General features: G+C 34.1%; 23 protein-coding genes and 1 riboswitch. Of the genes, 10 read left to right on the top strand and 13 right to left on the bottom strand.

The window, feature by feature from the left end; genetic code table 11:
* The first annotated feature begins 102 nt into the window (after window positions 1-102).
* Window positions 103-561 (top strand): YkyB family protein, encoded by a 459-nt coding sequence (locus ACUXVC_RS20115; RefSeq protein ID WP_000804864.1) that lies wholly within the window; start codon window positions 103-105, stop codon window positions 559-561.
* 31 nt (window positions 562-592) lie between these two features.
* Here ACUXVC_RS20115 and ACUXVC_RS20120 read toward each other — a convergent pair whose 3' ends face one another.
* Together ACUXVC_RS20120 and ACUXVC_RS20125 are read right to left on the bottom strand one after the other, a co-directional pair.
* Window positions 593-1,255: a YkyA family protein gene (locus ACUXVC_RS20120; RefSeq protein ID WP_000922469.1), complete on the bottom strand. Its 663-nt coding sequence runs from the start codon at window positions 1,253-1,255 to the stop codon at window positions 593-595.
* Window positions 1,256-1,868: 613 nt separating this feature from the next.
* The gene (locus ACUXVC_RS20125; RefSeq protein WP_053563727.1) at window positions 1,869-2,522 is read right to left on the bottom strand and encodes a diguanylate cyclase domain-containing protein; all 654 of its coding nucleotides are present in this window, start codon (window positions 2,520-2,522) and stop codon (window positions 1,869-1,871) included.
* Between the two features lie 163 nt (window positions 2,523-2,685).
* Here ACUXVC_RS20125 and ACUXVC_RS20130 point away from each other — a divergent pair, with 163 nt between their 5' ends.
* Window positions 2,686-2,919: an SPP1 phage holin family protein gene (locus ACUXVC_RS20130; RefSeq protein ID WP_000939446.1), complete on the top strand. Its 234-nt coding sequence runs from the start codon at window positions 2,686-2,688 to the stop codon at window positions 2,917-2,919.
* Between the two features lie 31 nt (window positions 2,920-2,950).
* Here ACUXVC_RS20130 and ACUXVC_RS20135 read toward each other — a convergent pair whose 3' ends face one another.
* Window positions 2,951-3,451, bottom strand: coding sequence for a hypothetical protein (locus ACUXVC_RS20135; protein ID WP_000708119.1), 501 nt, complete (start codon window positions 3,449-3,451; stop codon window positions 2,951-2,953).
* Between the two features lie 411 nt (window positions 3,452-3,862).
* On the opposite strand from ACUXVC_RS20135, the gene ACUXVC_RS20140 reads away from it, so the two are divergent.
* The 3 genes from ACUXVC_RS20140 (at window position 3,863) to metE (ending at window position 8,851) form a co-directional block, all read left to right on the top strand.
* A complete protein-coding gene (locus ACUXVC_RS20140) occupies window positions 3,863-5,404 on the top strand; it encodes an MDR family MFS transporter (RefSeq protein ID WP_144465500.1) in 1,542 nt (513 codons plus the stop codon).
* An 89-nt stretch (window positions 5,405-5,493) separates the two neighbouring features.
* Window positions 5,494-6,051 (top strand): PadR family transcriptional regulator, encoded by a 558-nt coding sequence (locus ACUXVC_RS20145; protein ID WP_000062063.1) that lies wholly within the window; start codon window positions 5,494-5,496, stop codon window positions 6,049-6,051.
* 195 nt (window positions 6,052-6,246) lie between these two features.
* Window positions 6,247-6,434, top strand: a riboswitch (cobalamin riboswitch).
* Window positions 6,435-6,562: 128 nt separating this feature from the next.
* Window positions 6,563-8,851, top strand: coding sequence for a 5-methyltetrahydropteroyltriglutamate--homocysteine S-methyltransferase (metE, locus tag ACUXVC_RS20150; protein ID WP_078400477.1), 2,289 nt, complete (start codon window positions 6,563-6,565; stop codon window positions 8,849-8,851).
* A gap of 38 nt (window positions 8,852-8,889) precedes the next feature.
* Here metE and ACUXVC_RS20155 read toward each other — a convergent pair whose 3' ends face one another.
* Both ACUXVC_RS20155 and nucA read right to left on the bottom strand, forming a co-directional pair.
* Window positions 8,890-9,279, bottom strand: coding sequence for a competence protein ComJ (locus tag ACUXVC_RS20155; protein WP_000424024.1), 390 nt, complete (start codon window positions 9,277-9,279; stop codon window positions 8,890-8,892).
* A gap of 36 nt (window positions 9,280-9,315) precedes the next feature.
* A complete protein-coding gene (nucA, locus tag ACUXVC_RS20160; protein ID WP_446025829.1) occupies window positions 9,316-9,750 on the bottom strand; it encodes a DNA-entry nuclease in 435 nt (144 codons plus the stop codon).
* Window positions 9,751-9,976: 226 nt separating this feature from the next.
* On the opposite strand from nucA, the gene ACUXVC_RS20165 reads away from it, so the two are divergent.
* Window positions 9,977-10,726 carry a DUF3967 domain-containing protein gene (locus tag ACUXVC_RS20165; RefSeq protein WP_000388467.1) on the top strand — a complete coding sequence of 250 codons (750 nt, stop codon included), beginning with the start codon at window positions 9,977-9,979 and terminating at the stop codon, window positions 10,724-10,726.
* Window positions 10,727-10,764: 38 nt separating this feature from the next.
* Here the strand turns inward: ACUXVC_RS20165 and kinB are convergent, their stop codons facing one another.
* Window positions 10,765-12,039, bottom strand: a complete 1,275-nt coding sequence (kinB, locus tag ACUXVC_RS20170; RefSeq protein ID WP_000420372.1) for a sporulation sensor histidine kinase KinB — start codon at window positions 12,037-12,039, stop codon at window positions 10,765-10,767.
* Window positions 12,040-12,349: 310 nt separating this feature from the next.
* On the opposite strand from kinB, the gene ACUXVC_RS20175 reads away from it, so the two are divergent.
* Window positions 12,350-12,550: a hypothetical protein gene (locus ACUXVC_RS20175; protein WP_000929276.1), complete on the top strand. Its 201-nt coding sequence runs from the start codon at window positions 12,350-12,352 to the stop codon at window positions 12,548-12,550.
* A 122-nt stretch (window positions 12,551-12,672) separates the two neighbouring features.
* Window positions 12,673-13,836 (top strand): aminotransferase A, encoded by a 1,164-nt coding sequence (locus tag ACUXVC_RS20180; protein WP_098976193.1) that lies wholly within the window; start codon window positions 12,673-12,675, stop codon window positions 13,834-13,836.
* A gap of 13 nt (window positions 13,837-13,849) precedes the next feature.
* On the opposite strand, the gene malR is transcribed toward ACUXVC_RS20180, so the two are convergent.
* The 4 genes from malR to ACUXVC_RS20200 all read right to left on the bottom strand — a co-directional run bounded on the left by malR (window position 13,850) and on the right by ACUXVC_RS20200 (window position 18,622).
* Complete coding sequence (gene malR, locus ACUXVC_RS20185) at window positions 13,850-14,872, bottom strand: maltose operon transcriptional repressor MalR (RefSeq protein WP_000219053.1); 1,023 nt, start codon at window positions 14,870-14,872, stop codon at window positions 13,850-13,852.
* A gap of 269 nt (window positions 14,873-15,141) precedes the next feature.
* A complete protein-coding gene (gene malD, locus ACUXVC_RS20190) occupies window positions 15,142-15,984 on the bottom strand; it encodes a maltosaccharide ABC transporter permease MalD (RefSeq protein WP_001022608.1) in 843 nt (280 codons plus the stop codon).
* Window positions 15,985-17,286 carry a maltosaccharide ABC transporter permease MalC gene (malC, locus tag ACUXVC_RS20195; RefSeq protein ID WP_098976192.1) on the bottom strand — a complete coding sequence of 434 codons (1,302 nt, stop codon included), beginning with the start codon at window positions 17,284-17,286 and terminating at the stop codon, window positions 15,985-15,987.
* 76 nt (window positions 17,287-17,362) lie between these two features.
* A complete protein-coding gene (locus ACUXVC_RS20200) occupies window positions 17,363-18,622 on the bottom strand; it encodes an extracellular solute-binding protein (RefSeq protein ID WP_000709923.1) in 1,260 nt (419 codons plus the stop codon).
* A 324-nt stretch (window positions 18,623-18,946) separates the two neighbouring features.
* Between ACUXVC_RS20200 and ACUXVC_RS20205 the strand changes: the two genes are divergently transcribed.
* Window positions 18,947-20,707, top strand: a complete 1,761-nt coding sequence (locus tag ACUXVC_RS20205; RefSeq protein WP_000471774.1) for an alpha-glycosidase — start codon at window positions 18,947-18,949, stop codon at window positions 20,705-20,707.
* Between the two features lie 40 nt (window positions 20,708-20,747).
* Here ACUXVC_RS20205 and malL read toward each other — a convergent pair whose 3' ends face one another.
* A complete protein-coding gene (gene malL / locus ACUXVC_RS20210; protein ID WP_071729761.1) occupies window positions 20,748-22,424 on the bottom strand; it encodes an oligo-1,6-glucosidase in 1,677 nt (558 codons plus the stop codon).
* A gap of 255 nt (window positions 22,425-22,679) precedes the next feature.
* Here malL and ACUXVC_RS20215 point away from each other — a divergent pair, with 255 nt between their 5' ends.
* Window positions 22,680-23,780, top strand: coding sequence for an ABC transporter ATP-binding protein (locus tag ACUXVC_RS20215; protein WP_000818934.1), 1,101 nt, complete (start codon window positions 22,680-22,682; stop codon window positions 23,778-23,780).
* Window positions 23,781-23,844: 64 nt separating this feature from the next.
* Here the strand turns inward: ACUXVC_RS20215 and ACUXVC_RS20220 are convergent, their stop codons facing one another.
* Together ACUXVC_RS20220 and ACUXVC_RS20225 are read right to left on the bottom strand one after the other, a co-directional pair.
* Window positions 23,845-24,354, bottom strand: coding sequence for an SDR family NAD(P)-dependent oxidoreductase (locus ACUXVC_RS20220; protein ID WP_000218413.1), 510 nt, complete (start codon window positions 24,352-24,354; stop codon window positions 23,845-23,847).
* 71 nt (window positions 24,355-24,425) lie between these two features.
* Complete coding sequence (locus ACUXVC_RS20225) at window positions 24,426-24,515, bottom strand: hypothetical protein (RefSeq protein WP_000145638.1); 90 nt, start codon at window positions 24,513-24,515, stop codon at window positions 24,426-24,428.
* Between the last annotated feature and the right edge of the window lie 63 nt (window positions 24,516-24,578).

The raw sequence follows: 24,578 nt of genomic DNA on the forward strand, positions 1-24,578 counted from the left end.
CAATATTGCTTTAATATTGAAAATATATACAATCACTTTTTGCATATAATAAAAACCTCTTTATTTATGGTATAATAATGAAAAATTGAAAGGAGATTCAATATGAAACCTTCACAACCACAATCTCAATTACAAAACCAACATTCTATTAATCGACTAGCTCAATCTATTTTCGTTGTGAATCGTCATGCTAAAGCAGCTACTAATCCTAAATATTTATACTGGTTAAAAAAGACAGCTTTAGAACGTTTGATTGCTGAAAAAAAAGCAATTAAAGAAGGATTACATTTTTCTAGAAACCCACGTTTTAGCCAACAACAATCTGATGTCCTTATACGTTTAGGCGATTATTTTTTCCACATCCCTCCTACGAAAGAAGATTTTCGAATTCTACCGCATCTTGGTCATCTTGAATCCTCCTATCGAAATCCGAAAACAACCTTATCTTTAACAGTAGCAAAAAAAACACTTCAAGATTATATTGGTCCTGAAGCATTGAAACAAGAAAAAAAATTAAGTGAACCTGTTCCATGGTATAGTCGTACTTATACAAAAAAATAAAACAGTTTGGCCAAGTGTAGGCCAAACTGTTTTATTTTTTCTCTTCTTTAATTTTAATATTTGCTTGTTTATAAAAAGCTACTTTTTCTGTATTATAAGACTTTGTGAATTCATTAAATTTATCTTTTTCTGACTCAATATCCTTATAAGATTGATTTACTACTTTTACTTTTTCACTAATATCTTTTAATTTAGTACCTTTATCTTGTAACATTGTGTATAACTCTTTTTCTTGTTTTAAAGATTTATTATAGCTGTCATACATTTTATTAAATGAATCGTGTCGTTTCTCATAGGTGCTTTTCACTTTATCAGCTTGATTTTTCAACTTATTATCTTCAATTTTCTTCACATACTTATCAGCTGACTTCACTTCTTCTTGCGCTTTATTTAAAGCCTCTTTTTCTTTTGTAAGTACTTTTTCTCGTTCAGTTGTATTCTTTGCTGCTTGATTCAATTTTTCTTTAACAGTTTGATTATTATCTTTTCCTTCTTGCACAATCTGGTTATATAATTCTTGTCCTTCTTTCTCTAAAGCCTCAAGTTTTTTTGCATCTTCAAACATTGTTTTTTCTTGTTTAGCAGCGTTTTCAAACGCTACATATAATTCTTCTTCTGGTTTCGGTCCAAAACAACCGGCTAATAAAGTCATTGATAATGCAGTTATAATTGCTAATTTACTATATTTCAACATCTCTTCCTCCTATTTATAAACGACCATCGTGTAATATAAAAAAGTTATAAAATATGTAATTGTTCTATACACTCGCATCTTTTTTACGAAGATCATTAATATTGTTTGTACGAATTATTACTTAATATTACATTATTCTTTTTGAAGTATTTAGCAGTTCCATATCCATCTTTAAGTATAGTTCTTCGTGTTTTTTAAAACCTGTTCACACTATGTATTACCTTAATGGCCACAGAATTTCACCTCAGTCTTAATAAGACTATAATAGTTCACCTGATAAAAGGTGATCGTTCCGCTCTCACGTCTATCATTCCCTTTCCAGCTTTCTATCAAATAATCTCTTTGTTCATTTTACACAGTACAATCGATATCTCGCAACAACTTACAAATATTCTTTTCATTTCCTAAAAAGGAAAAGTGTAGAGCTTGCTTTCCTCTACACTTTTAAAATAAAACACATTGTGCAAATTGCATTGGCACTACCATCATAATTATATGCTTATTTCATATATTTTTAAAGACTTTTATTACAAACGCAACGTTTTTTGTAATAAAAGTCAAAAAAATGTTACAAATAAAACTTCTTCCTATCATATATCTTCAAATCGAAGCTTCACTCATTTTCTTGCAAATTTCTATACTGATACAATTGATTTTGCGACTTTCTCAACAGTTCTTCAAACGTTTTTCCTTCTACTGGATAGCTAGCTGCTCCAAATAAAAGAGTGACACTGAGTAAATCACCTTCTATTTCACTTTCAATATTTTTCATTAATCTGTTTGTTATTGTTGATGTTTCATGACCATTATCAATTGCTACAATAACATACTTATTTTCATCCCACTTTGTAACAACATCTCCCTTCCGAATTGTCTTTACAATGGTACTCTCTAATTTTTGTACTAACACTCCCAATTTTTTTTCTTGCAACGTGTCTTTTAATCCTTCCCATTCTTTTACAGAAAGAATGTAAACTGTAATATTACGGGAATCTCTTTCAGATAAAGCGGCTACTTTCCCAAAAAAATCAACAACAAAATCGTTGCTTGCCATTCCTCCTACTTCCACATTCATACGCTTGTTCGCTCTTTTATCGTACCAATGTCCAAAATAATAACTTAGTATCATTTGCAGTATATAAATAATAAAGACGGTATAAAATGATCGTGAATCCAGTTTTGCAATTACATCCTGAAGTGCAATCCATTCTGTAACTGCCACTGTATTTCCAAGTAATAATCCACTAATTTTCCCTTTATGTTTCATACTTCTCCCCCTTTTATACCAATATATGTTTCTATATCAATAATGTTTTTCTACAAAATAAAAAATGTACATATGCAATGTACATTTCTGCTTAAGCTTGTATACCTTTCCTACTCTATTTCATATATATAATATATAACTTTTATAGAAAGGAGTAATCTATATGCTACAAAAAGAGAATCTATCAGATGCTATGCGTTTACTAGCTGGTTTTCTATTATCATTAAAATTATTATTTACCTCTTTCGGCATACACTTTATTACAAACGATCAAATCGATGCAATTGTAAATGTTGTTTCATTTTTATTTATTCTATACTTTGGCTACAAAAATAACTATGTAGGAAAAAAAGGAATAGAGCAAAAGAAAATACTCAAAAAACACAACCTTCACTAAAAAAGGAACCTTTTGTACAGGTTCCTTTTTATCATTGCCGCACAACAACTTCATTTGTTTGCAGTGGACCATATGATATCTCTTTATCTTGAAATGTATATGTAGCCTGAAAGAATGCTTGTTTAAGAGCTTTATCTTTATTAGCTTTTATTTTGCAACGTAGTTCCACCTTTTCATTTGGTAACAAATCATCAATTCGCCACCTTACAAGCTGGAATAAAAACTCACTTATCCCCTTATCAACTTTTAAAGAATTAGGAATATAAGCAAAGTAATCTCGAATCATATGACTTACAACAACTCTCGAAATCATTTCTACCCCTTTATTTTCCACTTCAATTCGCATAATAAGTATGTCGTTTACATCGTAGGTCAATTCATACGAAAATTGTTCTGTATACATACTACCAATTTGCAATGTAACGGCTACTTGAGGAAATTCATTTTCCTTTTTCGATCCGTCAATCCACAATACTGGTTGTAGCGGTATTGAATACTTTCCTGTATCCGAAATTCGTCCCCATATTTTCATAATATATATTCACCTCATTTCAGATGTACCATACACACAATGAATTCCCCAACTTACTAAAGCTTGCTACAAGTAATGTTTAATATTTCTCTTCCTTTTATCCTATTCGACAATATGAAGAAAAAACCATTTTTCATCTATTAACAGAAGGTGTTCTTTATGAAATTTTTTTACAATTTACTTCATTTCCTTTATAGCAATATTCGTATCGCTCACTCGTTCTCTACTTATATGAAAGAATATTTTGACGGAAGAAAAAATTTGCCTTATAGTCAAATTTGACTATAATATTCTTTATGGCATATTAGTGCACTTATGGAAAAGAAATTAAAATTAACTATACATTTAAATTTTTTATCCACTGCACTCAAAACTTAATATAGTTTACTTATTTCTAAAGGAGGGTTATATTTGGAAACTCAACCATTAAAAAAAGACACCAACAAGACAAAATTTGTTGTTGCTGGTTTGCTACTTGGTATATTAATGGCCGCAATGGATAATACAATCGTTGCAACCGCAATGGCAACAATCGTTGGAGACCTAGGAGGCTTTGATAAGTTTGTTTGGGTCACATCAGCTTATATGGTAGCAACAATGGCAGGGATGCCTATCTTTGGGAAACTTTCTGATATGTACGGGCGGAAACGTTTTTATATTGGGGGCCTCATTCTTTTCTTATTGGGTTCTGCGCTTTGCGGAACAGCTTCAAGTATTGAGCAATTAAGTATTTATAGAGCTATTCAAGGTATCGGTGGTGGTGCCCTTATGCCTATCGCCTTTACAATTATGTATGATATCTTCCCACCAGAAAAACGCGGGAAGATGACAGGGCTATTCGGTGCTGTTTTCGGGACATCTAGTGTATTCGGTCCTTTATTAGGTGCTTATATTACAGACTATATAAGTTGGCATTGGGTCTTCTATATCAATATTCCATTAGGACTTATCTCCTTTTTCTTCATTACTAAATACTACAGTGAGTCTCTAGAATTTAGAAAACAAAAAATTGATTGGGCTGGTGCTATTACACTTGTCATAAGTATCGTTTGCTTAATGTTCGCATTAGAACTTGGTGGTAAGGAATATGCCTGGAATTCCACTGTAATTATTGGCTTATTTACAACAGTAGTTATTGCGCTTATTATTTTCTTCTTTGTAGAAAGAAAAGCAACCGAGCCTATTATTTCGTTCCATCTATTTAAAAAACCTTTATTCGCAGCTAGTCAAGGAGTTGCCTTTTTCTATGGTGCTGCTTTTATTATCTGTACAGTTTATATTCCAATCTTCATTCAAGGCGTTCTTGGAGGTTCGGCCTCTAATGCTGGATTAATTTTAACACCAATGATGGTTGGTTCTGTAATTGGAAGTCAAACAGGAGGACAATTAGCTTCTCGAACAAGCTATCGTAACATTATGATGGTATCTGGTGTCTTCTTCGTTCTTGGTATTTATTCATTAAGTACTTTAACAATGGACACACCTCGTTTACTCGTAACACTATTTATGATTCTCGCTGGGCTTGGTGTTGGCTTCTCATTCTCAGTATTAAGTATGTCTTCTATTCACAAGTTAGAAATGCGAGACCGCGGTTCGGCGACATCAACAAACTCATTCTTCCGATCACTCGGTATGACTCTTGGTGTAACGATTTTCGGTACAATTCAAAATCATATTTTTACAGATAAACTAAACTCTGTGTTCCCCCCTGAACTAGCAAAATTAGCTCCAAAAGGCGGAGACACAAGTTTCTTATTATCACCAGGCGCTACCGCAAAAATTCCTGCTGAAATATTAGCGGGTATTAAAGAAGCTCTCGCTACATCTATTGCGAACACATTCTTCTGGGCACTCATCCCGGCTGTACTAAGTGTTATTTGTATTTTACTAATGGGAAATGAACGCCTCTTTACAGGCCCTAAAAAGAAAGAAAAACAAAAGCAAGTCAGTTAATATAAAAAAGAAGCGGCATATCCCTTTATGAAAAAGGATATGCCGTTTATAATATGTATAAAGTTTTTATATACAGGAGTTGAGACAGCATGAGCATGAAATTAGTCATTCTCGGCTTGCTACTCGAAGGAGATAAACATCCATATGAAGTGCAGCATATTATGAAAGAACGACAAATGGATTGTTATATTAAATATGCTAAAGGATCACTTTATTACGCTTTCGAGCAATTAGAAAAGCAAGGCGCAATTCACATTACAAATGTAATTAGAGACACAAACCGACCTGACAAAACGATTTTTCATATAACAGAAGAAGGCAAAAAACTATTCCACACTTTACTATTAAAACAATTCGAAGCAAAAAACCAAATATATAAACCTATTTATTCAGCCCTATCTTTCGCTCACTTTAGCAATGATCATGAATTAGTTCCTATTTTAGAAAAAAAGAAAAATGATACTCTTCAATATTTACATACTATGCAAACGATATATGATTGTAATAAAGGAAAGGTTCCACGTGCACAACTATATATCTTGCAAAGTGTAATTGAGCATATTACAGTTGAATTACAATGGCTAAACACCCTCCTTAAAGATGCTATAGCAGGCCGACTTTCAGAAGTTGCTATAGATGAAAATTGAGCTATGAAAGAAGACATCCCTACTTCTTTCATAGCTCAATTTCTCTTTTTATACTGTAATATTATTAGTTACTTCAGAATAAAAAGTCAGAATAATAAGAAATAAAAACTTTGGAATTTTCTTATTTTAAAACAGTAGACAAAATTCCAAAAATTGTGTTAGAATTTGTTTCAATATCATATCGCTTGTTAAATTCCTTTCAAAAGGAAAATAGGTACACGAACATTTCGTTTCGTGTTTAAAAGGGAAGCTTGGTGAAACTCCAACACGGTCCCGCCACTGTAAATGCTGAGATTTCTTTTTGGTGCCACTGTGAAAACGGGAAGGTGAAAGAAATTATATGAAGCATAAGTCAGGAGACCTGCCTGTTTTAACAACACTGATAGATTCACGGATGATGATGAGGTGTTAAAACAAAAAGGAAGGCTTATTTTCTATGTCTTTGCACTTTTTGTTATAAGTATTTCCTAGTAAACGGAAATGCTTACTTTCAATTAGGGAGGAATTTAAAATGGCAATTCAAACAAGTAACTTAGGTTATCCACGTATCGGACTACAACGAGAGTGGAAAAAAACATTGGAAGCTTTTTGGTCCAATAAAATTGATGAAGAACAATTTTTAACAACAATGAAAGAAATTCGCCTTCAACACGTAAAAGTACAGCAAGAAAAAGGGATTGAACTCATTCCAATTGGCGACTTTACATATTATGATCACGTTTTGGATACTGCCTATATGCTAGGATTTATCCCATCACGTTTTTCTGAGTTTACATCTTACCTTGATGTATATTTCGCAATGGCGCGTGGCTCTAAAAATCACGTAGCTTCCGAAATGACAAAATGGTTTAACACAAACTATCACTATATCGTTCCTGAATATGAAGAGGGATTACAAATCTCTTTAAAAGATAATCGTCCACTTCGCTTATACGAAGAGGCAAAACAAGAATTAGGAGTAGATGGAAAGCCTGTTATTTTAGGTCCATATACTTTCTTAAAATTAGCTAAAGGCTATACAAAAGAACAATTCCCTTCCATTTTAAAACAGTTAGTTGCACCTTACGTACAACTGCTTTCAGAACTACATGCAGCTGGTGCACAAGCCATTCAAGTTGATGAACCAATTTTCGCTTCTTTAACGAAAGAAGAAGTTCAACAAGCAAAAGAAATTTATGAAGCTATTCGTAAAGAAGTTCCAAATGCGACTCTTCTTTTACAAACGTATTTTGATAGCGTGGAAGAAAACTATGAAGAAATTATTACATTCCCGGTATCCGGTATTGGATTAGATTTCATTCATGGTAAAGAAGGTAATTTAAATGCTATTTCAAAATATGGATTCCCAGCTGATAAAACTTTAGCTGTCGGTTGTATAGATGGCCGTAACATTTGGAGAGCTGACCTTGATGAAGTTCTTGAGTTATTTACAACGTTACAAAAACAAGTCCAAACGAAAGATTTCATCGTTCAGCCTTCTTGTAGCTTATTGCATACACCGATCGATAAAACAGAAGAAACTCACTTATCGACTGAGCTATTTGATGCATTAGCATTTGCAAATCAAAAATTAGAAGAGTTAGTTCTTATTCATTCCGCTCTCACTCAAGGTACAGAAAGCATTAGTAATGAGCTGGAAACATATCGAAACGTACATCATACAATTCGCTCATCTGCTGCACGTAACCGAGAAGATGTCAAAGCAGCACGAACAGCACTAAAAGAAGAAGATTTTTCACGCCCTCTTCCATTTGAAAAACGATACGAATTACAACAAGTTGCCCTGGAGTTACCGCTATTACCAACAACGACCATTGGTAGCTTCCCGCAAACAACTGAAGTTCGTCAAACGCGAAAAGAATGGCGTAACGGTGTTATTTCAAATGAACAATATGAACAATTTATTGAAAAAGAGACAGAAAAATGGATTCGTTACCAAGAAGAAATTGGGCTTGATGTCCTTGTACATGGTGAATTTGAAAGAACTGACATGGTCGAATATTTTGGTGAGCGCCTTGCTGGTTTCTCATTCACTAAAAACGGTTGGGTACAATCATACGGTTCCCGCTGCGTAAAACCACCTGTTATTTATGGTGATGTAGCCTTTATTAACGGCATGACTATTAAGGAAACAGTTTATGCACAAAGCTTAACGGAGAAAGTTGTAAAAGGAATGTTAACTGGACCTGTTACGATTTTAAATTGGTCCTTCGTTCGAAATGACATTCCAAGAAAAGAAGTTTCGTATCAAATTGCACTAGCTCTTCGTCACGAAATTGAACTACTTGAATCTTCCGGAATTAGAGTAATTCAAGTCGATGAGCCAGCACTTCGTGAAGGAATGCCACTAAAAGAAAAAGATTGGGATGCTTATATTACATGGGCAGTACAATCCTTCCTTTTAGCAACTTCTTCTGTAGCAAATGAAACACAAATTCATACTCATATGTGTTACAGTAACTTCGAAGATATTGTTGACGCGATTCGCGCATTAGATGCAGATGTAATTTCTATCGAAACATCAAGAAGTCACGGAGAATTTATTGATACGTTAAAACATACAACATATGAAAAAGGCATCGGTCTAGGTGTATATGATATTCATAGCCCACGTGTACCGAGTAAAGATGAAATGTATAAAATCGTAGAACAATCTTTAGAAGTATGCGATCCTAAATATTTCTGGATTAATCCTGATTGTGGTTTAAAAACGAGAAGAACAGAAGAAGTTATTCCAGCTTTAGAACATATGGTTCAAGCAGCGAAAGATGCTCGTTCCCTTTTAAAAACAAACGCATAACAAAAATGGGTTATCCTTTTCTCAGGATAACCCATTTTTTATTCTTTACTTTCAAAGAAGAATTCGTATTGTATTTTATATAATTCATCATCCGTTGGCTCTTCAAGAGGAATTGCTTGTAAGACAACTGTATACTCACCATTTGGAATAGATATTTGAAATTTGTTTGAAAGAATACTCGTTATAACGATACTTTCATTTTCAACCGTAAAAGGAACCGTAATCGTTCTAACCACTTCTTCTTTTTCAATATGTTTCCCTGGGGTCACTTTCACTTCACAAGTATAATCAGAAAGTGCTTCAAAAATAACAGTTCCCTCTGCCTCAGCATAACCTCTTTCAAAATCTTCATCCGTCCAGTCTACATAAGGCTGCTCACCGTCATAGTTCATCAACATTAATTGCGAATAAGAAATTGTTAACTCCATAGTTCCCCTTCTCCTTCATTATGAAATGTACAAATACTACTTCACTTCAAATTTCACACGCGTACCATCTGGATATTTATCTAACTTATTCCCTACCCAAGAGCCTGCTCCCCGGTTATCCGCCGGACTTATATATTCAATATGTGCTCCTTTTCCGCCTTCCTTGCACATCGCCATTGGCCATTCATCACGATCATACCCTTTTTTTGATGGATACGGTGCTAACGACAATTTCCTTCTATCTGCAGCACCACCACGATCGATTGTACAAACTTCTGAATGCCCTTCTTTTATAGCATCCGTAATATGTTTTCCTGTCTCTGGATAACGTTCTTTCGGAAATTCTAACACTTGATCATACGTATTCATTTTCTTTACACTTGTTTCCTCTGGCACAAGTACTTCATAAACTGCTACTAAAATAGACAGAATTGCAATAATTGAAATGATAATACCTTTTAATTGCTTCATGTATACCTCCATGTTTCTACCAGTTTCTTTTCCTCAGTTATTATAACAAACTTCTCCTGTATATGTTTTCAGACATTATTTTAGTTATTCCTTGCCATTCCGCCAAAAAATTTCATTTTTTCACTAATGCTGTAGAAAACTAATAGCCTTCCGACATTCTTTTTCAAAGGAAGTCCTCATAAAAGATTGAAATGATATATACGATACTTTTTGGGGAGGAAATATCATGGAAGCTACCTATAAAACGAAAGATGTCACGAATAAAACAGGCATCCCAAAACATATAGTCCGCAAATATAGTCAACTGTTAGAGGAACATGGTTATATGATTTCTAAAACAGCTGATGCTCGTATTTATAAACTTGATGATTTAAAACTATTGAAATCTATACATGAAAGAGCTGCCACATTACAAGAAGATATTTCAGAAACGATACCGATTATTTTAAAAGAAAAAGAGGCCCCACCTGTACCAGTTATACAAGATAAGCAAGAGATACAACCGAAAGAAAAAGAAGATGGGCGTAACTTTGAGGAGTTCATGTTGAAACTTGAAATGCTAGCTCAATTAAATGAAGCAATTATTCATCAAAATTCTACTCTAATTACACAAAATCGTTTAAAGGATGAGAAACTAGATGAATTGATGCAACAAGTGTATGTAAAAGAAGGCTCTCAAGAAAAAATGCTTCAAGAGTTAGTCGAGCACGCCGCTCAAACAGATGCATTGCAAAAAGAAAAAATGGACTTATTAATGAATCATATGTATAAACGAGAATCCAAACAAGAAGAAAAAATGAATAAACTTGTTAGTCAAATTTATAACAAGGACAGTAATCGTGATGCACAGCTTATGCAAGTTATTCGAGAAATTCAAGAAACAAAAAGAATGGTCGCTGCCTCAAAAGAGCAAAGCTTCTTTCAATCATTTAAAAGTTTATTTAGCCGAGCAAAACAAGAAAAAACAAATGAATAAACAATATAAAATAAAAAGTTACCTTCCATCGGTAACTTTTATTCCTTATTTTGTACAGCTGGTAATATAATAATTGCTTCAGTGCCTTTTCCACTTTCACTCTTATATTCCAATGTACCATTATGCGCTTGTAAAATACTAAATGTTACCATAAGCCCTAATCCTGTCCCTTTTTCTTTTAAAGAATAATATGGTTGCCCCAGCCTTGCTAACTGTTCTTTCGTCATACCAACACCACTATCTTTAACTCTTATTATGATTGTTTCGTCTTTTTGAATAGCTGTTACTTTTAAATATCCTTTATTTCCTTGAATTGCTTCAATACCATTTTTAACAACATTCATAATAGCTTGCTTCAATTTTGTCTTATCACCAATCGTATAAAGACTTTCTGAAATTTCAACTTGTAAATATACACCTTGCATTGCTGCAAATGACGACATAAGAGTGGTCATTTCTATTAATTGGGCTGATAAACAAATGTGTTCTTTTTTCTCAATTTGCGGCCTTGCTAAATTCAAATAATCTGAAATAATTTGTTCCGCCCGATCCAATTCAGCTAATACGAGACGCATATAATCCTTATTCTTCACATCTTCCGTACTTTCTAGCAATTGGATAAATCCACGAACAACAGTAAGTGGATTTCGAACTTCATGTGCCACACTTGCTGCTAACTCACTTACAATATTAAGCTTTTCTGATTTTTGCATCTCTGTACGTAGCAATGCATTTTCATTTAAATATTCAGTTAAATACACCTGAAATACCATTGTCATGACCATGATAAGCGAAGCAAATATAAATCCGCTATATATTTGCGAAATATACGGTGTAAATCCTGTTTCCAAAAGAACATTAATCATGCCTAATACTAAAGAAACAAGCACATAAAATGATGAAATCATAAATGCTAAAATTAATTTCTTATCTCTTGAAAAAAGAGACCATTTCTTTGATAAAAATAGCGGAACTATCAATAGAAATGTTACTTCTAAAACTGGAAGAAAGCTCATTCCCTTTAGTAACCATTCATATGCAACAAAAATAACCGCTGGGATTAAACCAACAATCCCACCATATAAAAAACCACTGACAATTGGAATTGGGTGAAAGTTATACCCACACACATTGCCAAAACAAATAGAGTATGTCATGGAGAGAACGAGCGTAACGCTAGATAAAAACATAATAAAGTAACGATTTGGCTTCGGAGGCATTTCTTGATAGCGATTTAAACGAATCGCTTCATATAAAAATAGTGGTAAAATTATGATGGCAATTTGAATCAACAAATCACGGATAAGCTCCATAACCTCTCATCCCCTATATGTATTTTGATATGATTATATCATTTTATAGGTTTATTTGTTTTAAAATTTTGATTTTTCTTAACATATTTGTTAATTCTTTGTTAACAACTCATAATAATTGTTACAGATTTTCGAAATGATTGTAAACCCTGTACCAAATTTCCTTCGTGCAGTATACAATGAATACGGATTACAAAGAAAATGTAAAAATACTTTTTTAGACGGACAACTATAGCAAAATACAGCATATAATCCATACTATCTATGTTTACAAATAAGTGATCATTACTTTAGTAGGAGGAAGATAAATATGGCGGGTACTACGCTTGTTTTAAAAGAAGAAAATTTGGTTGTTCTAGAAAATGTTGAAAAATCAGTATATGAAGAGTTACAGCATAAAGCAGGAGATGAAGATTGCACATGTGCTGTGAACGAATCAGTTGTTCACCTTGGCAAGGTATCCTCTGTACTCTGGAATGAAGATGAAATAGATTGGGAATACGGATATTAAAAAGTCGCTTATAGCGGCTTTTTTTTTCTTTTCTCTCTCTTTCTAAATTACATATACAAAGCGCAATCATAGAAAATATGATAAAATGAACTTAATTTTCAAACGGAAGAAAGGGAGATACAATGGAACAATTCATTAACCCTAGAGTGAAGGATATCCAAATTTCTGGAATCCGTCAATTCTCTAACATGATTCAAAACTATGATAATTTGATTTCTTTAACAATCGGACAACCCGATTTCCCTACACCTTCTCTCGTAAAAGAAGCGGCAAAACGGGCTATTACAGAAAACTATACAAGCTATACACATAACGCTGGTTTACTAGAATTACGTAAGGCAGCTTGTAACTTCGTAAAAGATAACTACGATTTACATTACTCACCTGAAAACGAAACCATCGTTACAATTGGTGCTAGCGAAGCAATTGATGTTGCATTCCGAACGATTTTAGAGCCAGGAACAGAAGTAATTTTACCTGCTCCTATTTATCCAGGTTACGAACCTATTATTCGATTATGCGGTGCAACGCCCATTTTTGTAGATGTTCGTGAAACTGGATTCCGTTTAACAGCTGACGCGCTAAAAAATGCTATTACAGAAAAAACAAGATGTATCGTACTACCATATCCTTCTAACCCAACTGGTGTAACTTTATCCATAGAAGAATTAAAAGATATTGTAGATGTTTTAAAAGATAAAAATATTTTCGTCCTTTCAGATGAAATTTATAGCGAGCTTGTGTATGAACAAAAGCATACATCTATCGCTCATTTCCCAGAAATGCGTGAAAAGACAATTGTCATTAACGGTTTATCTAAATCACATTCTATGACTGGCTGGCGTGTTGGACTTTTATTCGCACCAAGCTATTTAGCAGGACACATATTAAAAGTTCATCAATACAATGTAACGTGTGCTACTTCAATCGCTCAATACGCTGCGATTGAAGCATTAACAGCTGCTAAAGACGCACCCAAAATGATGCGCCACCAATATAAAAAACGCCGTGATTACGTATATAATAGACTCACTCAAATGGGATTAGCAGTTGAAAATCCAACAGGTGCATTTTACTTATTCCCATATGTCGGTCATTTGACATCTTCATCATTTGATTTTGCACTTGATCTTGTCAAAGAAGCTGGACTAGCTGTAGTTCCTGGAACAGCATTCTCTGAATACGGTGAAGGCTACCTTCGCTTGTCCTATGCGTATAGTATCGAAACTTTAAAAGAAGGCTGCGACCGATTAGAAGCCTTTCTAATAAAAAAAGCTAAGAGTTAAACTCTTAGCTTTTTTATGCATAATGATCACAAGTTTGACGTTTTAGTAATTTATGAGGAATAATGATACACTTTGCAGTGGATTCTGCATTCTCTACTTTATCAACTAAAGCTTTTGCTGCCTCATATCCTAGCTGATAAATATTCACATCAACTGTCGAAAGTGGAGGGCTCGCAATTTCTGATAATAAAGCATTATTAAAGCTTACAATAGAAACATCCTTCGGTACAACGAATCCTTTTTTAGAAAGAGCACTTAACACACCAAGTCCAATTAAGTCATCCGTTGCCATAATTGCCGTTGGCGGTTGCTGCAGTCCCATTAATTCCTCAACGGCTTGTTGACCACTTTCTCTCGAAAAATCAAAATGTAAAATATATTCTTTTGGTAATACAATGTCTGCTAATTTCAAGGCATCACTCATACCAGCTAAACGATCTCTCGTTACAAGTAAATCTGATCCACCACCAATGAACGCGATTTGCTTATGCCCTAATGAAATTAAATATTCTGCCACTTCTCTTGCAGCTGTATAATTGTCATTATCTACATATGTAATTTCATCTTTTCGATCATATGGTTTTCCTATTAAAACAAACGGGAAATTTTGTTCATGTAAATATTGAATAATCCGATCATTCTCCCTTGAATATAAAAGAATAATACCACCAATTTGACGTCCCTGTACCATCTTTACGACACCATTAAAAATTTCTTCTTCCGTTTCACCTGTCGACATGTAAAGCGCATAACCTTCTACGTGTGCAAATGAACTAATCCCTCTTATAACTTCTGGGAAAAATGGATTTTGAAAAGCTTTACTTGCAGAACTTGGCATAACAAGACCAAGTGTTTTCGTCGTTTGGTTCGCAAGATTTCTCGCATTTAAATTGGGATGATACCCTAATTCACTCATCACTTTCCTAACACGGCGCTTTGTCTTTTCACTTATACTTGGATTATCAGCAATTACACGAGAAACTGTTGATGGTGCAACATTCGCTTGCTTCGCCACATCTTTAATTGTAACTGTCATAAAAATCCCCCTCCTCTCATTTCTCTGCCATTTTTCATATATTTTATCTCGCACTCATTGCAAGTCATAAACTTTCATTTCTTATATCTTGCAAAACTAATCCTATTCTCCCTCTTCATGTATTGTAAGGGATATAGCTATTTTTTCCTATACTATAATATACTATTTATTTCACTTCTTTTCACATGTGATGTCAAATCTCTTTTCATCTCCCTATAAAGTTATTTATAGGGAGATGAAAAGAAAAATGGGACGTAATGTCCCATTTTTCATCCTTTTGTACCTCCAGCTGTTAAACCAGAAATAAAGTATTTTTGTAGTGATAGGAATAAAATTGAAATTGGGATCGCAATTAACACAGAACCCGCTGCAAACGTTGTAAATTCATTACCGAATTTCTTCGCAACCATTTCATATAATCCAACTGCTAAAGTATAATTTTCTGGTGTTCGCAAAATAATACTCGCTAAAATGAAATCTGTAAATGGACCAATGAAAGTAAATAACGCTACAACCGCTACGATTGGCTTTGCAAGTGGCATAATGATTTGCCAAAAAATACGGAAATGTCCTGCTCCATCCATACGAGCTGATTCATCCAGTTCTTTCGGAATCGTATCAAAATACCCTTTCATAAGCCATGTATTCATCGGAATGGCCCCGCCTACATAAATTAAAATTAATGCAAGGTGTGTATCAATTAATCCTGTTAATTGAGCTAATACGTATAGAGCAATTAACGCTGCAAAGTTTGGAATCATTTGCAGGATTAAAAATGTTAATAAACCATTTTTTCTTCCAACAAAACGATATCTCGAAAATGCATAAGCAGTAAAGCTAATTGCTAACACTGAGAAAATCATCGTTAAAACACTTACTTTTAATGTGTTTTTATACCATAGTAAGTAATTACTATTCTCTAGATCTAATAACTTACGATAATGATCTAACGTTGCATTTTGTGGAATAATACTTGATCCAGATAAACTATCACCTGGATTAAACGATGAGCCAATAATCCATAATAACGGATAGAAAATGATGGCACACATTACGAAAATAACTAAATAACTTAATGAGAGACGTAACATCTTCTGTCTTTTAATATTCATTTACATCATATCCTCTTCTTGGAATGATTTTGTTCTCTTAAATTGCCATAACGCAACTGTAATAACGATTAACGATAATATCATTGTAAGAGCTGCTGCTTTTCCGTACTGCGCTGAAGTCATCGTTAACTTATAAATCCATGAAATTAAAATATCCGTTCCACCTGCGTCTTGTCCAGCTACAGCAGGACCTCCACCGTTAAATAGATAGATGATACTAAAGTTATTAAAGTTAAACGTATATTGCGTAATTAATATTGGTGCTGTTGCATATAACACAAGTGGCAATGTAATTTTACGAAACTGTTGCCAAGCTGTCGCTCCATCTACTGTAGCCGCTTCATATAATTCTCCCGGAATCGATTGCAGTATACCTGTTGTCATCGCAAAGATAAACGGGAACCCAAGCCACGTTTGAATCATAATTAAAGCAATCTTCGCCCAAAATGGATCTGTCATCCAAGCAATTTTTTCAATTCCGAATAAAGCTAATACTTGATTGTTAATCGCTCCGAATGTTTCATTAAACATACCAGAGAAAACAAGAATAGATACGAATGCTGGAACCGCCCACGGTAAAATGAAGATTGTTCGAATAATCGCCTTTCCTTTAATACCAGGCTGATTTACGATAATCGCTAAGAAAATACCGAGCGCAACTTGTAATGTTGTTGCAACGAATGTCCAAATGACAGTCCAAGAGAATACACTTACAAATGTCTCTCTCCACATCGGTAAAGTGAAAATATCAATAAAGTTTTTAAAGCCCACCCAATCTACTAATTTAGCTGGAGGAGAATGATATAAATCATAGTTTGTAAATCCAATTAAAATTACGAAGATGATTGGAAATACGACAACAAAGATAAGTAGTAGAAAACCTGGTGAAACCATTAAATAAGGAAAACCTTGATCTAACAAATTACGGTATTGCTCTTTTACAGAATTTAACGGTGTTCCGATATCACGTTTCTTTCCATTTTGGTATGCATCGTATAAGTTAAATGCATATATGCCGAGCCCAAAAACGATAACGATAAGGGCCAAGATTCCTTCTACTAATAGAAAGACAGAATGGTCACGTGGAACTTCTGTACCGAGCGTTACAATACCCCATAATCCCATATTTAATAAATCAGCAAAGGCTACAATAAATGAACCTGTTAATACTAGAAAAATAAGACCTTTTACAAATTGTTTATTATACATTTGGCCCACGCCTGGAATGATTGATAACATGGTTGCCATTTTTCTATGCTTTGAATGGTTTACCCCATTTGCTGGTTCCATAGATGTTTGCATGTTCCTTCCCCCTTTTTTCTTCCTACATGGAAGGGAGAGAATTCGTGCCTCTCATATTAGAGGCACGAATTTCACCTTATTTTTTCTTGTTATGATTTGCCTCAATATTACCTTTAATTTGTTTCACTGCACTATCAAGCGCCGCTTTTGGTGCCTCTTTATCTGTAACAACTAATTGAAGCGCATCTCCAGCTGGTTTCCAAACTTCTTGCATTTCTGGAATGTTTGGCATTGGAATTCCATTTTCAGATTGCGTTGCAACTGCTTTTGCAGCTTCGTTATCTTTAATAATTGGATCTTCCATTACTGATTTTACTGGAGGAATTTCTTTTGTTTTCTCAAATCGAATTTTTGCGTTTTCTTCATTTGTTACCCACTCAGTGAATTTTGTAGCTAAATCATTTTGTTTAGAAAAACTTGTTACATGCCATCCTTTAACCCCAACAAACGTTTTCATCGGTTGACCATTTGGTAATTTCGGCATTGGAGCAACGCCATAATCAATCCCGTTCTTTTCCATTGCTTGGAACGCCCATGGGCCATTCATGATAGATGCTGCTTTTCCTTCATTGAATAGTCCATCAGCAGCAGGCCCACCTGATTCACCGATAATACCTTTCGGGAATAATTTTTCTTTGTACCATTTTTGAAGATATTCAGCACCTTGTACTGCTCCGCTATTATTTAATCCAACATCACTTGCATTTGGCTTTCCATCTTTTTCACCAAATACATAACCGCCCATACCTGCCATGAATGCATTAGCAAAGTAGAAGTTATCTCCTAATGCTAAAAATCCGTACTTGCCATCTTTCGTAAATTCTTTTGAGAAGTTAAACAGCTCGTCCATCGTTTCTGGCGCTTTTGGCATTAGTTTTTTATTATAAATAAAGACTGGTGTCTCAATTGCTTTTGGTAAACCATATAATTTTCCGTTATATGTCTGTGCTTCTATTGATGAATTAGTAAATTTACTCTTTACAGCATCATCTGCTTTCACTTCAGAAAGTAAACCTTCTGTTACTGCATTTCCGATTTGATCATGTGGCAATGTTACAACATCTGGTCCAGTCCCCGCTGGCCCATCAAGGCGTAACTTCTTCACTTGATCTGTCATTTGCATTTCAACAACTTTTACTTTTACTTTATATTTTTCCTCAAAGCTTTTCACTGCTGGTTCTAAACCAACACCTTTTTTATCATCTTCCCAAACAAGAAGATCATAGTCTTTTTTCGCTTTACTTTCCTCTTTTTTCCCTGAATCTTTCGGTCCACATGCAGATAACATACCAATAGATAATGCTGAAACCGTTAATAATGATAATGCTTTCTTCATCCCAAAAACCTCCCTAAATTGTCTATGTACCTCAGTAACTGAAAACGTTTGCATTTAATAGTTTAATTGAAGCGCAAACAATATCTCAAGTCCATGAAAACGTTTGCGCTATTTGTCTATCATTATACATTCTTTTATTCATTTTGCAAATATTAATTTAAAAATTATGTCATTATACTCTTTATACATTGACTTTATATGAAATGAATACTACTCTTATAAGCAATATTAAAGCTATAAGAAAGGCAATCGTTTGCAATATAGGCTTTATTATTACACTTCAGGGAATACTATGTATAGAGATATTGAAGGGGGATTTTCTATATGTTTAAAGAAGCCATTTATCATAGGCCGAAAGATAATTATGCATACGCTTACGATGAACAAACTATTCACATCCGAATACGTACTAAGAGAGATGATGTTCAAAGCGCCGATCTTATTTACGGTGATCCTTACGAATGGAAAGACGGGAAATGGATATCAGCAAGTACACCAATGAAAAAAACGGGTTCTACTGCATTATTTGATTATTGGTCCATTGCAATCGAACCAAAATTTAAGCGCTTACGTTATGGGTTTGAATTAAAATCTGAAACAGACACTCTTATTTATACAGAGCGAGGATTCTTTTCTAACATTCCAAATGATGATGTTGGTAACTTTTTTTGTTTTCCATTTATTCATGCAGATGATGTATTCAAAGCACCATCGTGGATTAAAGACACCATTTGGTATCAGATTTTCCCTGAACGATTCGCTAATGGCGATAGTACGCTGAATCCAGAAAACACCCTTCCTTGGGGAAGTACGAATCCAACTCCAACTAATTTTTTCGGCGGGGATTTTGCTGGTGTTATTCAAAACCTTGATTACCTTGTTAAGCTTGGCATTTCCGGAATATATTTCACACCTATTTTCAAAGCTCATTCAAACCATAAATATGACACAATTGACTATATGGAAATTGATCCACAATTTGGGACGAAAGAAACTTTTAAAGAGCTCATTGAAGAATGTCATAAACACGGTATAAAAGTAATGCTCGATGCTGTGTTTAATCATAGTGGATACTTTTTCGAGAAATTTCAAGACGTTCTAGAGAACGGTGAGAAGTCTGCATATAAAGAGTGGTTCCACATTCATGAATTTCCAATTATAACCGATCCACTTCCCAATTATGATACTTTCGCCTTTACACCGTATATGCCTAAATTAAATACAGCTCATCCAGATGTAAAAGAATACTTACTTGAAGTAGGACGTTATTGGGTACGAGAATTCAATATAGATGGCTGGCGCCTTGATGTCGCAAATGAAGTCGATCACAACTTTTGGAGAGAATTCCGAACTGAAATAAAGACATTAAATCCTGAAGTATATATTTTGGGAGAAATTTGGCACGATGCCCTTCCGTGGCTACAAGGCGATCAATTTGATGCTGTCATGAGCTACCCTGTTACAAACGCTCTACTTTCTTACTTTGCTAACGATTCCATTAAAGCAAGTGAATTTATGAAGCAAATTACAGAATCTCTACATTCCTACTCTATGAATGTAAATGAAGCAGCCTTTCATTTATTAGATAGCCATGATACTCCAAGAATTTTAACAACATGCAATGGAGATAAAAATAAGTTGAAATTGCTCTATGTATTCCATCTTTCTTTCATCGGCTCTCCATGTATTTATTACGGAGATGAAATCGGCATGGATGGTGGTATGGACCCCGATTGCCGTAAATGTATGATTTGGGATACTAAAGAACAAGATCATGCATTATTTACACATATACAAACATTGATTTCATTACGAAAACAACATGCAGCTTTTGGAGGACATGGTACTTTTCAATTCATCGAAGCAAATGATGAACATAATTATATTTCTTATACGAAAACATATGAGGATGAAACTATCTTTTTCGTTTTAAACCCTACTAATAGTGAAGTTACAGTTTCACTCCCTCTTCATGTTACTGGTAAGAAAATAATTAACATTTATACAAATGAAGAATTTTCAGCAGAAGCAAGTGTATTACAAGTTACACTTCCTCCATATGGATTCTCCATATTAAAATGGTAACCCAAAAAATCCTTATGCCAAGGTGGCATAAGGATTTTTCTTATTTCAATTTGAATACCATCGCTTCATACGGACGTAATGTAATGTTATCTATCAATCCGATTTCTACATCGTAATTGTGTATGAATAATTCTGATTCACTATAACTAATATCCTCAGGCATTTCAAATACACTTTCATCCGCAGTAAAGTTTGCAATAACAAGTAGTTTTTCGTCTCCATATGTTCTTACATAAGCAAAAATAGAAGGATTATTCTCTAATATTAAATCATATGATCCATATACAACTATTTCATTATTTTTGCGTAGCTCAATTAATTTCTTATAGTAATAAAAAATTGAACCTTCATCTTGGATTGCTTGTTTCACATTAATCTCTTTATAGTTAGGATTTACAGTAATCCAAGGCTCACCCGTTGTAAATCCAGCGTGATTCTGATCATCCCACTGCATCGGAGTTCTAGCATTATCACGACCCTTTATATAAATAGATTCCATTACTTTTTCTATATCTTCACCATGGTCTATCACTTTTTCTTTATACATATTTAACGTTTCAATATCTCGATATTCATCAATTGATTGGAATCGAACGTTCGTCATTCCGATTTCTTCACCTTGATAAATATATGGCGTTCCCTTCATCATATGAAGAACTGTCGCTAACATTTTCGCAGATTCAATGCGATACATTCCATCGTTACCAAAACGAGATACAACGCGAGGCTGATCATGGTTATTCCAATAAAGGCTATTCCATCCGGTATGCTCTAATGCTTTTTGCCACTTTGTTAAATTCTCTTTTAAAGTAAGAAGTGAGCATGGTTTTACATCCCACTTTCCACCTTCTCCTGAATCTAAATCCATATGTTCAAATTGGAATACCATTTGCAACTCTTTTCGTTCTTCTCCAGTATACAATTTAGCTTCTTCTGTCGTTACACCAGGCATTTCACCAACCGTCATAATATCATAATTCGATAATACTTCCTCATTCATTTCATGCAAATATTTATGAATGTTTGGACCGTTCATAAAATGTTTATGACCTGAAACATAACCATCTTCATCTGTTTCAACTGTTGGTAACCCTTCTTCTTTAGAAATAAAATTGATAACATCCATGCGGAATCCATCAATTCCTTTTTCTAACCAAAACTTCATCATCTCATAAACATCTTGTCTTACCTTTTCATTATCCCAGTTTAAATCCGGTTGTTTTTTAGAAAACAGATGTAAATAATATTCATCCGTCATTTCATCATACTTCCATGCAGATCCACTAAAAGCAGCTCCCCAGTTGTTTGGTTCTTTCCCTTCTTTTCCAGGACGCCATATATAGTAATCTCTATATTTATTATCTTTTGATTTACGTGATTCAATAAACCAATTATGTTCATCAGATGTATGATTAACAACTAAATCCATCATCAATTTCATATTACGTTCATGCATTTCATGTAATAGTTCATCCCAATCTTCCATTGTTCCGAACTCGTTCATAATTTTACAATAATCGCTTATATCATAACCATTATCATCATTTGGAGATTCATAGACTGGTGATAACCAAATCACATCAATCCCTAACTCTTTTAAGTAATCTAGCTTTGAAATAATCCCTTGAAGATCTCCTATACCATCACCATTACTATCCATAAAGCTACGAGGATAAATTTGATATACTACACTTTCTTTCCACCATTGTTTTTCCATTATGCTACCCCATTTCATTCATTTTTCTCTTTTTCAAGGCGCAAACGTTTTCATTAATGAATGATAACAGATTCTATCTCAATTTAAAATAGCGCTTACAATTTTTATTGTTCTTTTTCTAAGAAAACATATGAAAACCACTAATAAATCTCCAATAAATGAAAACGTTTTATTTTTTTATTTATTTTTTGAATCTATTCGTTTATAATGAACTCAAAGAAAACGTTTGCATAATTATTTCTAGGGGGAAATACCATGGCAGAACTTAAATTAGAAAACATTTATAAGATATATGATAATAACGTAACAGCTGTAACTGATTTTAATTTACACATTCAAGATAAAGAATTTATTGTATTTGTCGGTCCTTCTGGATGCGGAAAGTCTACAACGTTACGAATGGTAGCTGGACTCGAAGATATTTCAAAAGGCGAGTTTTCAATTGATGGTAAACTAATGAATGATGTTCCTCCAAAAGATCGAGATATCGCAATGGTATTCCAAAACTACGCTCTTTATCCACATATGAGTGTATATGATAATATGGCATTTGGATTAAAACTTCGAAAAATACCAAAAGATGAAATCGATCGTCGTGTAAAAGATGCAGCAAAAATTTTAGGACTTGAACAATATTTAGATAGAAAACCGAAAGCATTATCAGGTGGACAGCGCCAACGTGTTGCGTTAGGTAGAGCAATCGTTCGAGATGCAAAAGTTTTCTTAATGGACGAGCCATTATCAAACTTAGATGCTAAACTCCGTGTTGCAATGCGCTCAGAAATTTCTAAGCTACATCATCGCCTTGGAACAACAACAATTTATGTAACACATGACCAAACAGAAGCAATGACTATGGCTTCGCGTCTTGTCGTTATGAAGGATGGAAAGATTCAACAAATTGGAACACCAAAAGAAGTATATGAAACACCAGAAAACATTTTCGTGGGTGGATTTATCGGGTCACCAGCGATGAACTTCTTCCGTGGTAAATTGACTGAAACCGATTTCGTTATAGACAATACTATAAAAATCAAAGTATCTGAAGGAAAAATGAAGATGCTACGTGAACAAGGCTATGTAAATAAGGAAATTGTTTTAGGTATTCGCCCGGAGGACATTCATGATGAACTACTATTTTTAGAAGCTTCACAATCTACTACTTTCACAACAAAAATTGAAGTTGCTGAATTGTTAGGTGCTGAATCTATTTTATATATGAAACTTGGAAATCAAGATTTTGCAGCACGTGTTGATGCAAGACATATATTCTCACCTGGAGACCAAATTAAATTGGCATTTGATTTAAATAAAGCGCATTTCTTTGACAGCCAAACAGAACAACGTATTCGCTAAAAAAATTTCCTTCTATATAACATACAAAAAAACCGTCCACATATATTGAGGGCGGTTTTCATTATTATACTAGGGCTTCTACTGTATGAAATGATTGTCCTTTCGTGCCAATAATACCGAAAATCGGTAAATCACTAAGCACCACTTCTTCTTGCTGTTTCATAAAAGATGACGTTAATTGTTTTATCTCTATCCAAACGTCATTAATACAAAGTACATTGGAATCGTTCTCTTGTTGACGAGAAAAAATAGAATCTATTTTATATAAACCAGCATTTTGAAAAAGCATGTCAATGCGACTGAATGCATTCAAAGTAATGCTAATAACGCGTTGCCAATCTCCTTGCTTTTCCATATCATAGAATACAAAAAGGGCTTCTCCGCCTAGATTCGTAATTTCCTCCACTGTTGCTTGTCCACTTTCTTGATCAATGTCCGTCACAATTACTTTTGCGCCTTGTTTAGCCAACAAAAGAGCTGTATTACGTCCAATACCGATGCCACCGCCAGTTACGATAGCAACTTTTCCTGCAAGCTTCATTTTCATTACCCCTTCTATAAGTCTTACCGTCATTCAGTATACTCCTTTATGAGATTATTCTGCAAGCAAGAAAAATTGCTATTCAATTTGTAAACGTTTACTTTTTATCCTTCTTTTTTCTTACTCTTACGCTGATCAAGAACTAGACCGATAAAAATGAGAATGCCCCAAAAAATTATGCTACCTCCTGTCATCTCAACTTCCCCCTTATTATATAAAGTAAAACTTTAATCAGCCCCAAATGGTGAGATAAAGAT

This window comes from Bacillus sp. N6 (assembly GCF_052805735.1).

What these genes read in the sequence shown, in the direction of transcription:
- ACUXVC_RS20115 (WP_000804864.1), top strand. Translation starts at nt 103, where the DNA reads ATGAAACCTTCACAACCACAATCTCAATTACAAAACCAACATTCTATT.
- ACUXVC_RS20120 (WP_000922469.1), bottom strand. Translation starts at nt 1,255, where the DNA reads ATGTTGAAATATAGTAAATTAGCAATTATAACTGCATTATCAATGACT.
- ACUXVC_RS20125 (WP_053563727.1), bottom strand. Translation starts at nt 2,522, where the DNA reads ATGAAACATAAAGGGAAAATTAGTGGATTATTACTTGGAAATACAGTG.
- ACUXVC_RS20130 (WP_000939446.1), top strand. Translation starts at nt 2,686, where the DNA reads ATGCTACAAAAAGAGAATCTATCAGATGCTATGCGTTTACTAGCTGGT.
- ACUXVC_RS20135 (WP_000708119.1), bottom strand. Translation starts at nt 3,451, where the DNA reads ATGAAAATATGGGGACGAATTTCGGATACAGGAAAGTATTCAATACCG.
- ACUXVC_RS20145 (WP_000062063.1), top strand. Translation starts at nt 5,494, where the DNA reads ATGAGCATGAAATTAGTCATTCTCGGCTTGCTACTCGAAGGAGATAAA.
- metE (WP_078400477.1), top strand. Translation starts at nt 6,563, where the DNA reads ATGGCAATTCAAACAAGTAACTTAGGTTATCCACGTATCGGACTACAA.
- ACUXVC_RS20155 (WP_000424024.1), bottom strand. Translation starts at nt 9,279, where the DNA reads ATGGAGTTAACAATTTCTTATTCGCAATTAATGTTGATGAACTATGAC.
- nucA (WP_446025829.1), bottom strand. Translation starts at nt 9,750, where the DNA reads ATGAAGCAATTAAAAGGTATTATCATTTCAATTATTGCAATTCTGTCT.
- ACUXVC_RS20165 (WP_000388467.1), top strand. Translation starts at nt 9,977, where the DNA reads ATGGAAGCTACCTATAAAACGAAAGATGTCACGAATAAAACAGGCATC.
- kinB (WP_000420372.1), bottom strand. Translation starts at nt 12,039, where the DNA reads ATGGAGCTTATCCGTGATTTGTTGATTCAAATTGCCATCATAATTTTA.
- ACUXVC_RS20175 (WP_000929276.1), top strand. Translation starts at nt 12,350, where the DNA reads ATGGCGGGTACTACGCTTGTTTTAAAAGAAGAAAATTTGGTTGTTCTA.
- ACUXVC_RS20180 (WP_098976193.1), top strand. Translation starts at nt 12,673, where the DNA reads ATGGAACAATTCATTAACCCTAGAGTGAAGGATATCCAAATTTCTGGA.
- malR (WP_000219053.1), bottom strand. Translation starts at nt 14,872, where the DNA reads ATGACAGTTACAATTAAAGATGTGGCGAAGCAAGCGAATGTTGCACCA.
- malD (WP_001022608.1), bottom strand. Translation starts at nt 15,984, where the DNA reads ATGAATATTAAAAGACAGAAGATGTTACGTCTCTCATTAAGTTATTTA.
- malC (WP_098976192.1), bottom strand. Translation starts at nt 17,286, where the DNA reads ATGCAAACATCTATGGAACCAGCAAATGGGGTAAACCATTCAAAGCAT.
- ACUXVC_RS20200 (WP_000709923.1), bottom strand. Translation starts at nt 18,622, where the DNA reads ATGAAGAAAGCATTATCATTATTAACGGTTTCAGCATTATCTATTGGT.
- ACUXVC_RS20205 (WP_000471774.1), top strand. Translation starts at nt 18,947, where the DNA reads ATGTTTAAAGAAGCCATTTATCATAGGCCGAAAGATAATTATGCATAC.
- malL (WP_071729761.1), bottom strand. Translation starts at nt 22,424, where the DNA reads ATGGAAAAACAATGGTGGAAAGAAAGTGTAGTATATCAAATTTATCCT.
- ACUXVC_RS20215 (WP_000818934.1), top strand. Translation starts at nt 22,680, where the DNA reads ATGGCAGAACTTAAATTAGAAAACATTTATAAGATATATGATAATAAC.
- ACUXVC_RS20220 (WP_000218413.1), bottom strand. Translation starts at nt 24,354, where the DNA reads ATGACGGTAAGACTTATAGAAGGGGTAATGAAAATGAAGCTTGCAGGA.
- ACUXVC_RS20225 (WP_000145638.1), bottom strand. Translation starts at nt 24,515, where the DNA reads ATGACAGGAGGTAGCATAATTTTTTGGGGCATTCTCATTTTTATCGGT.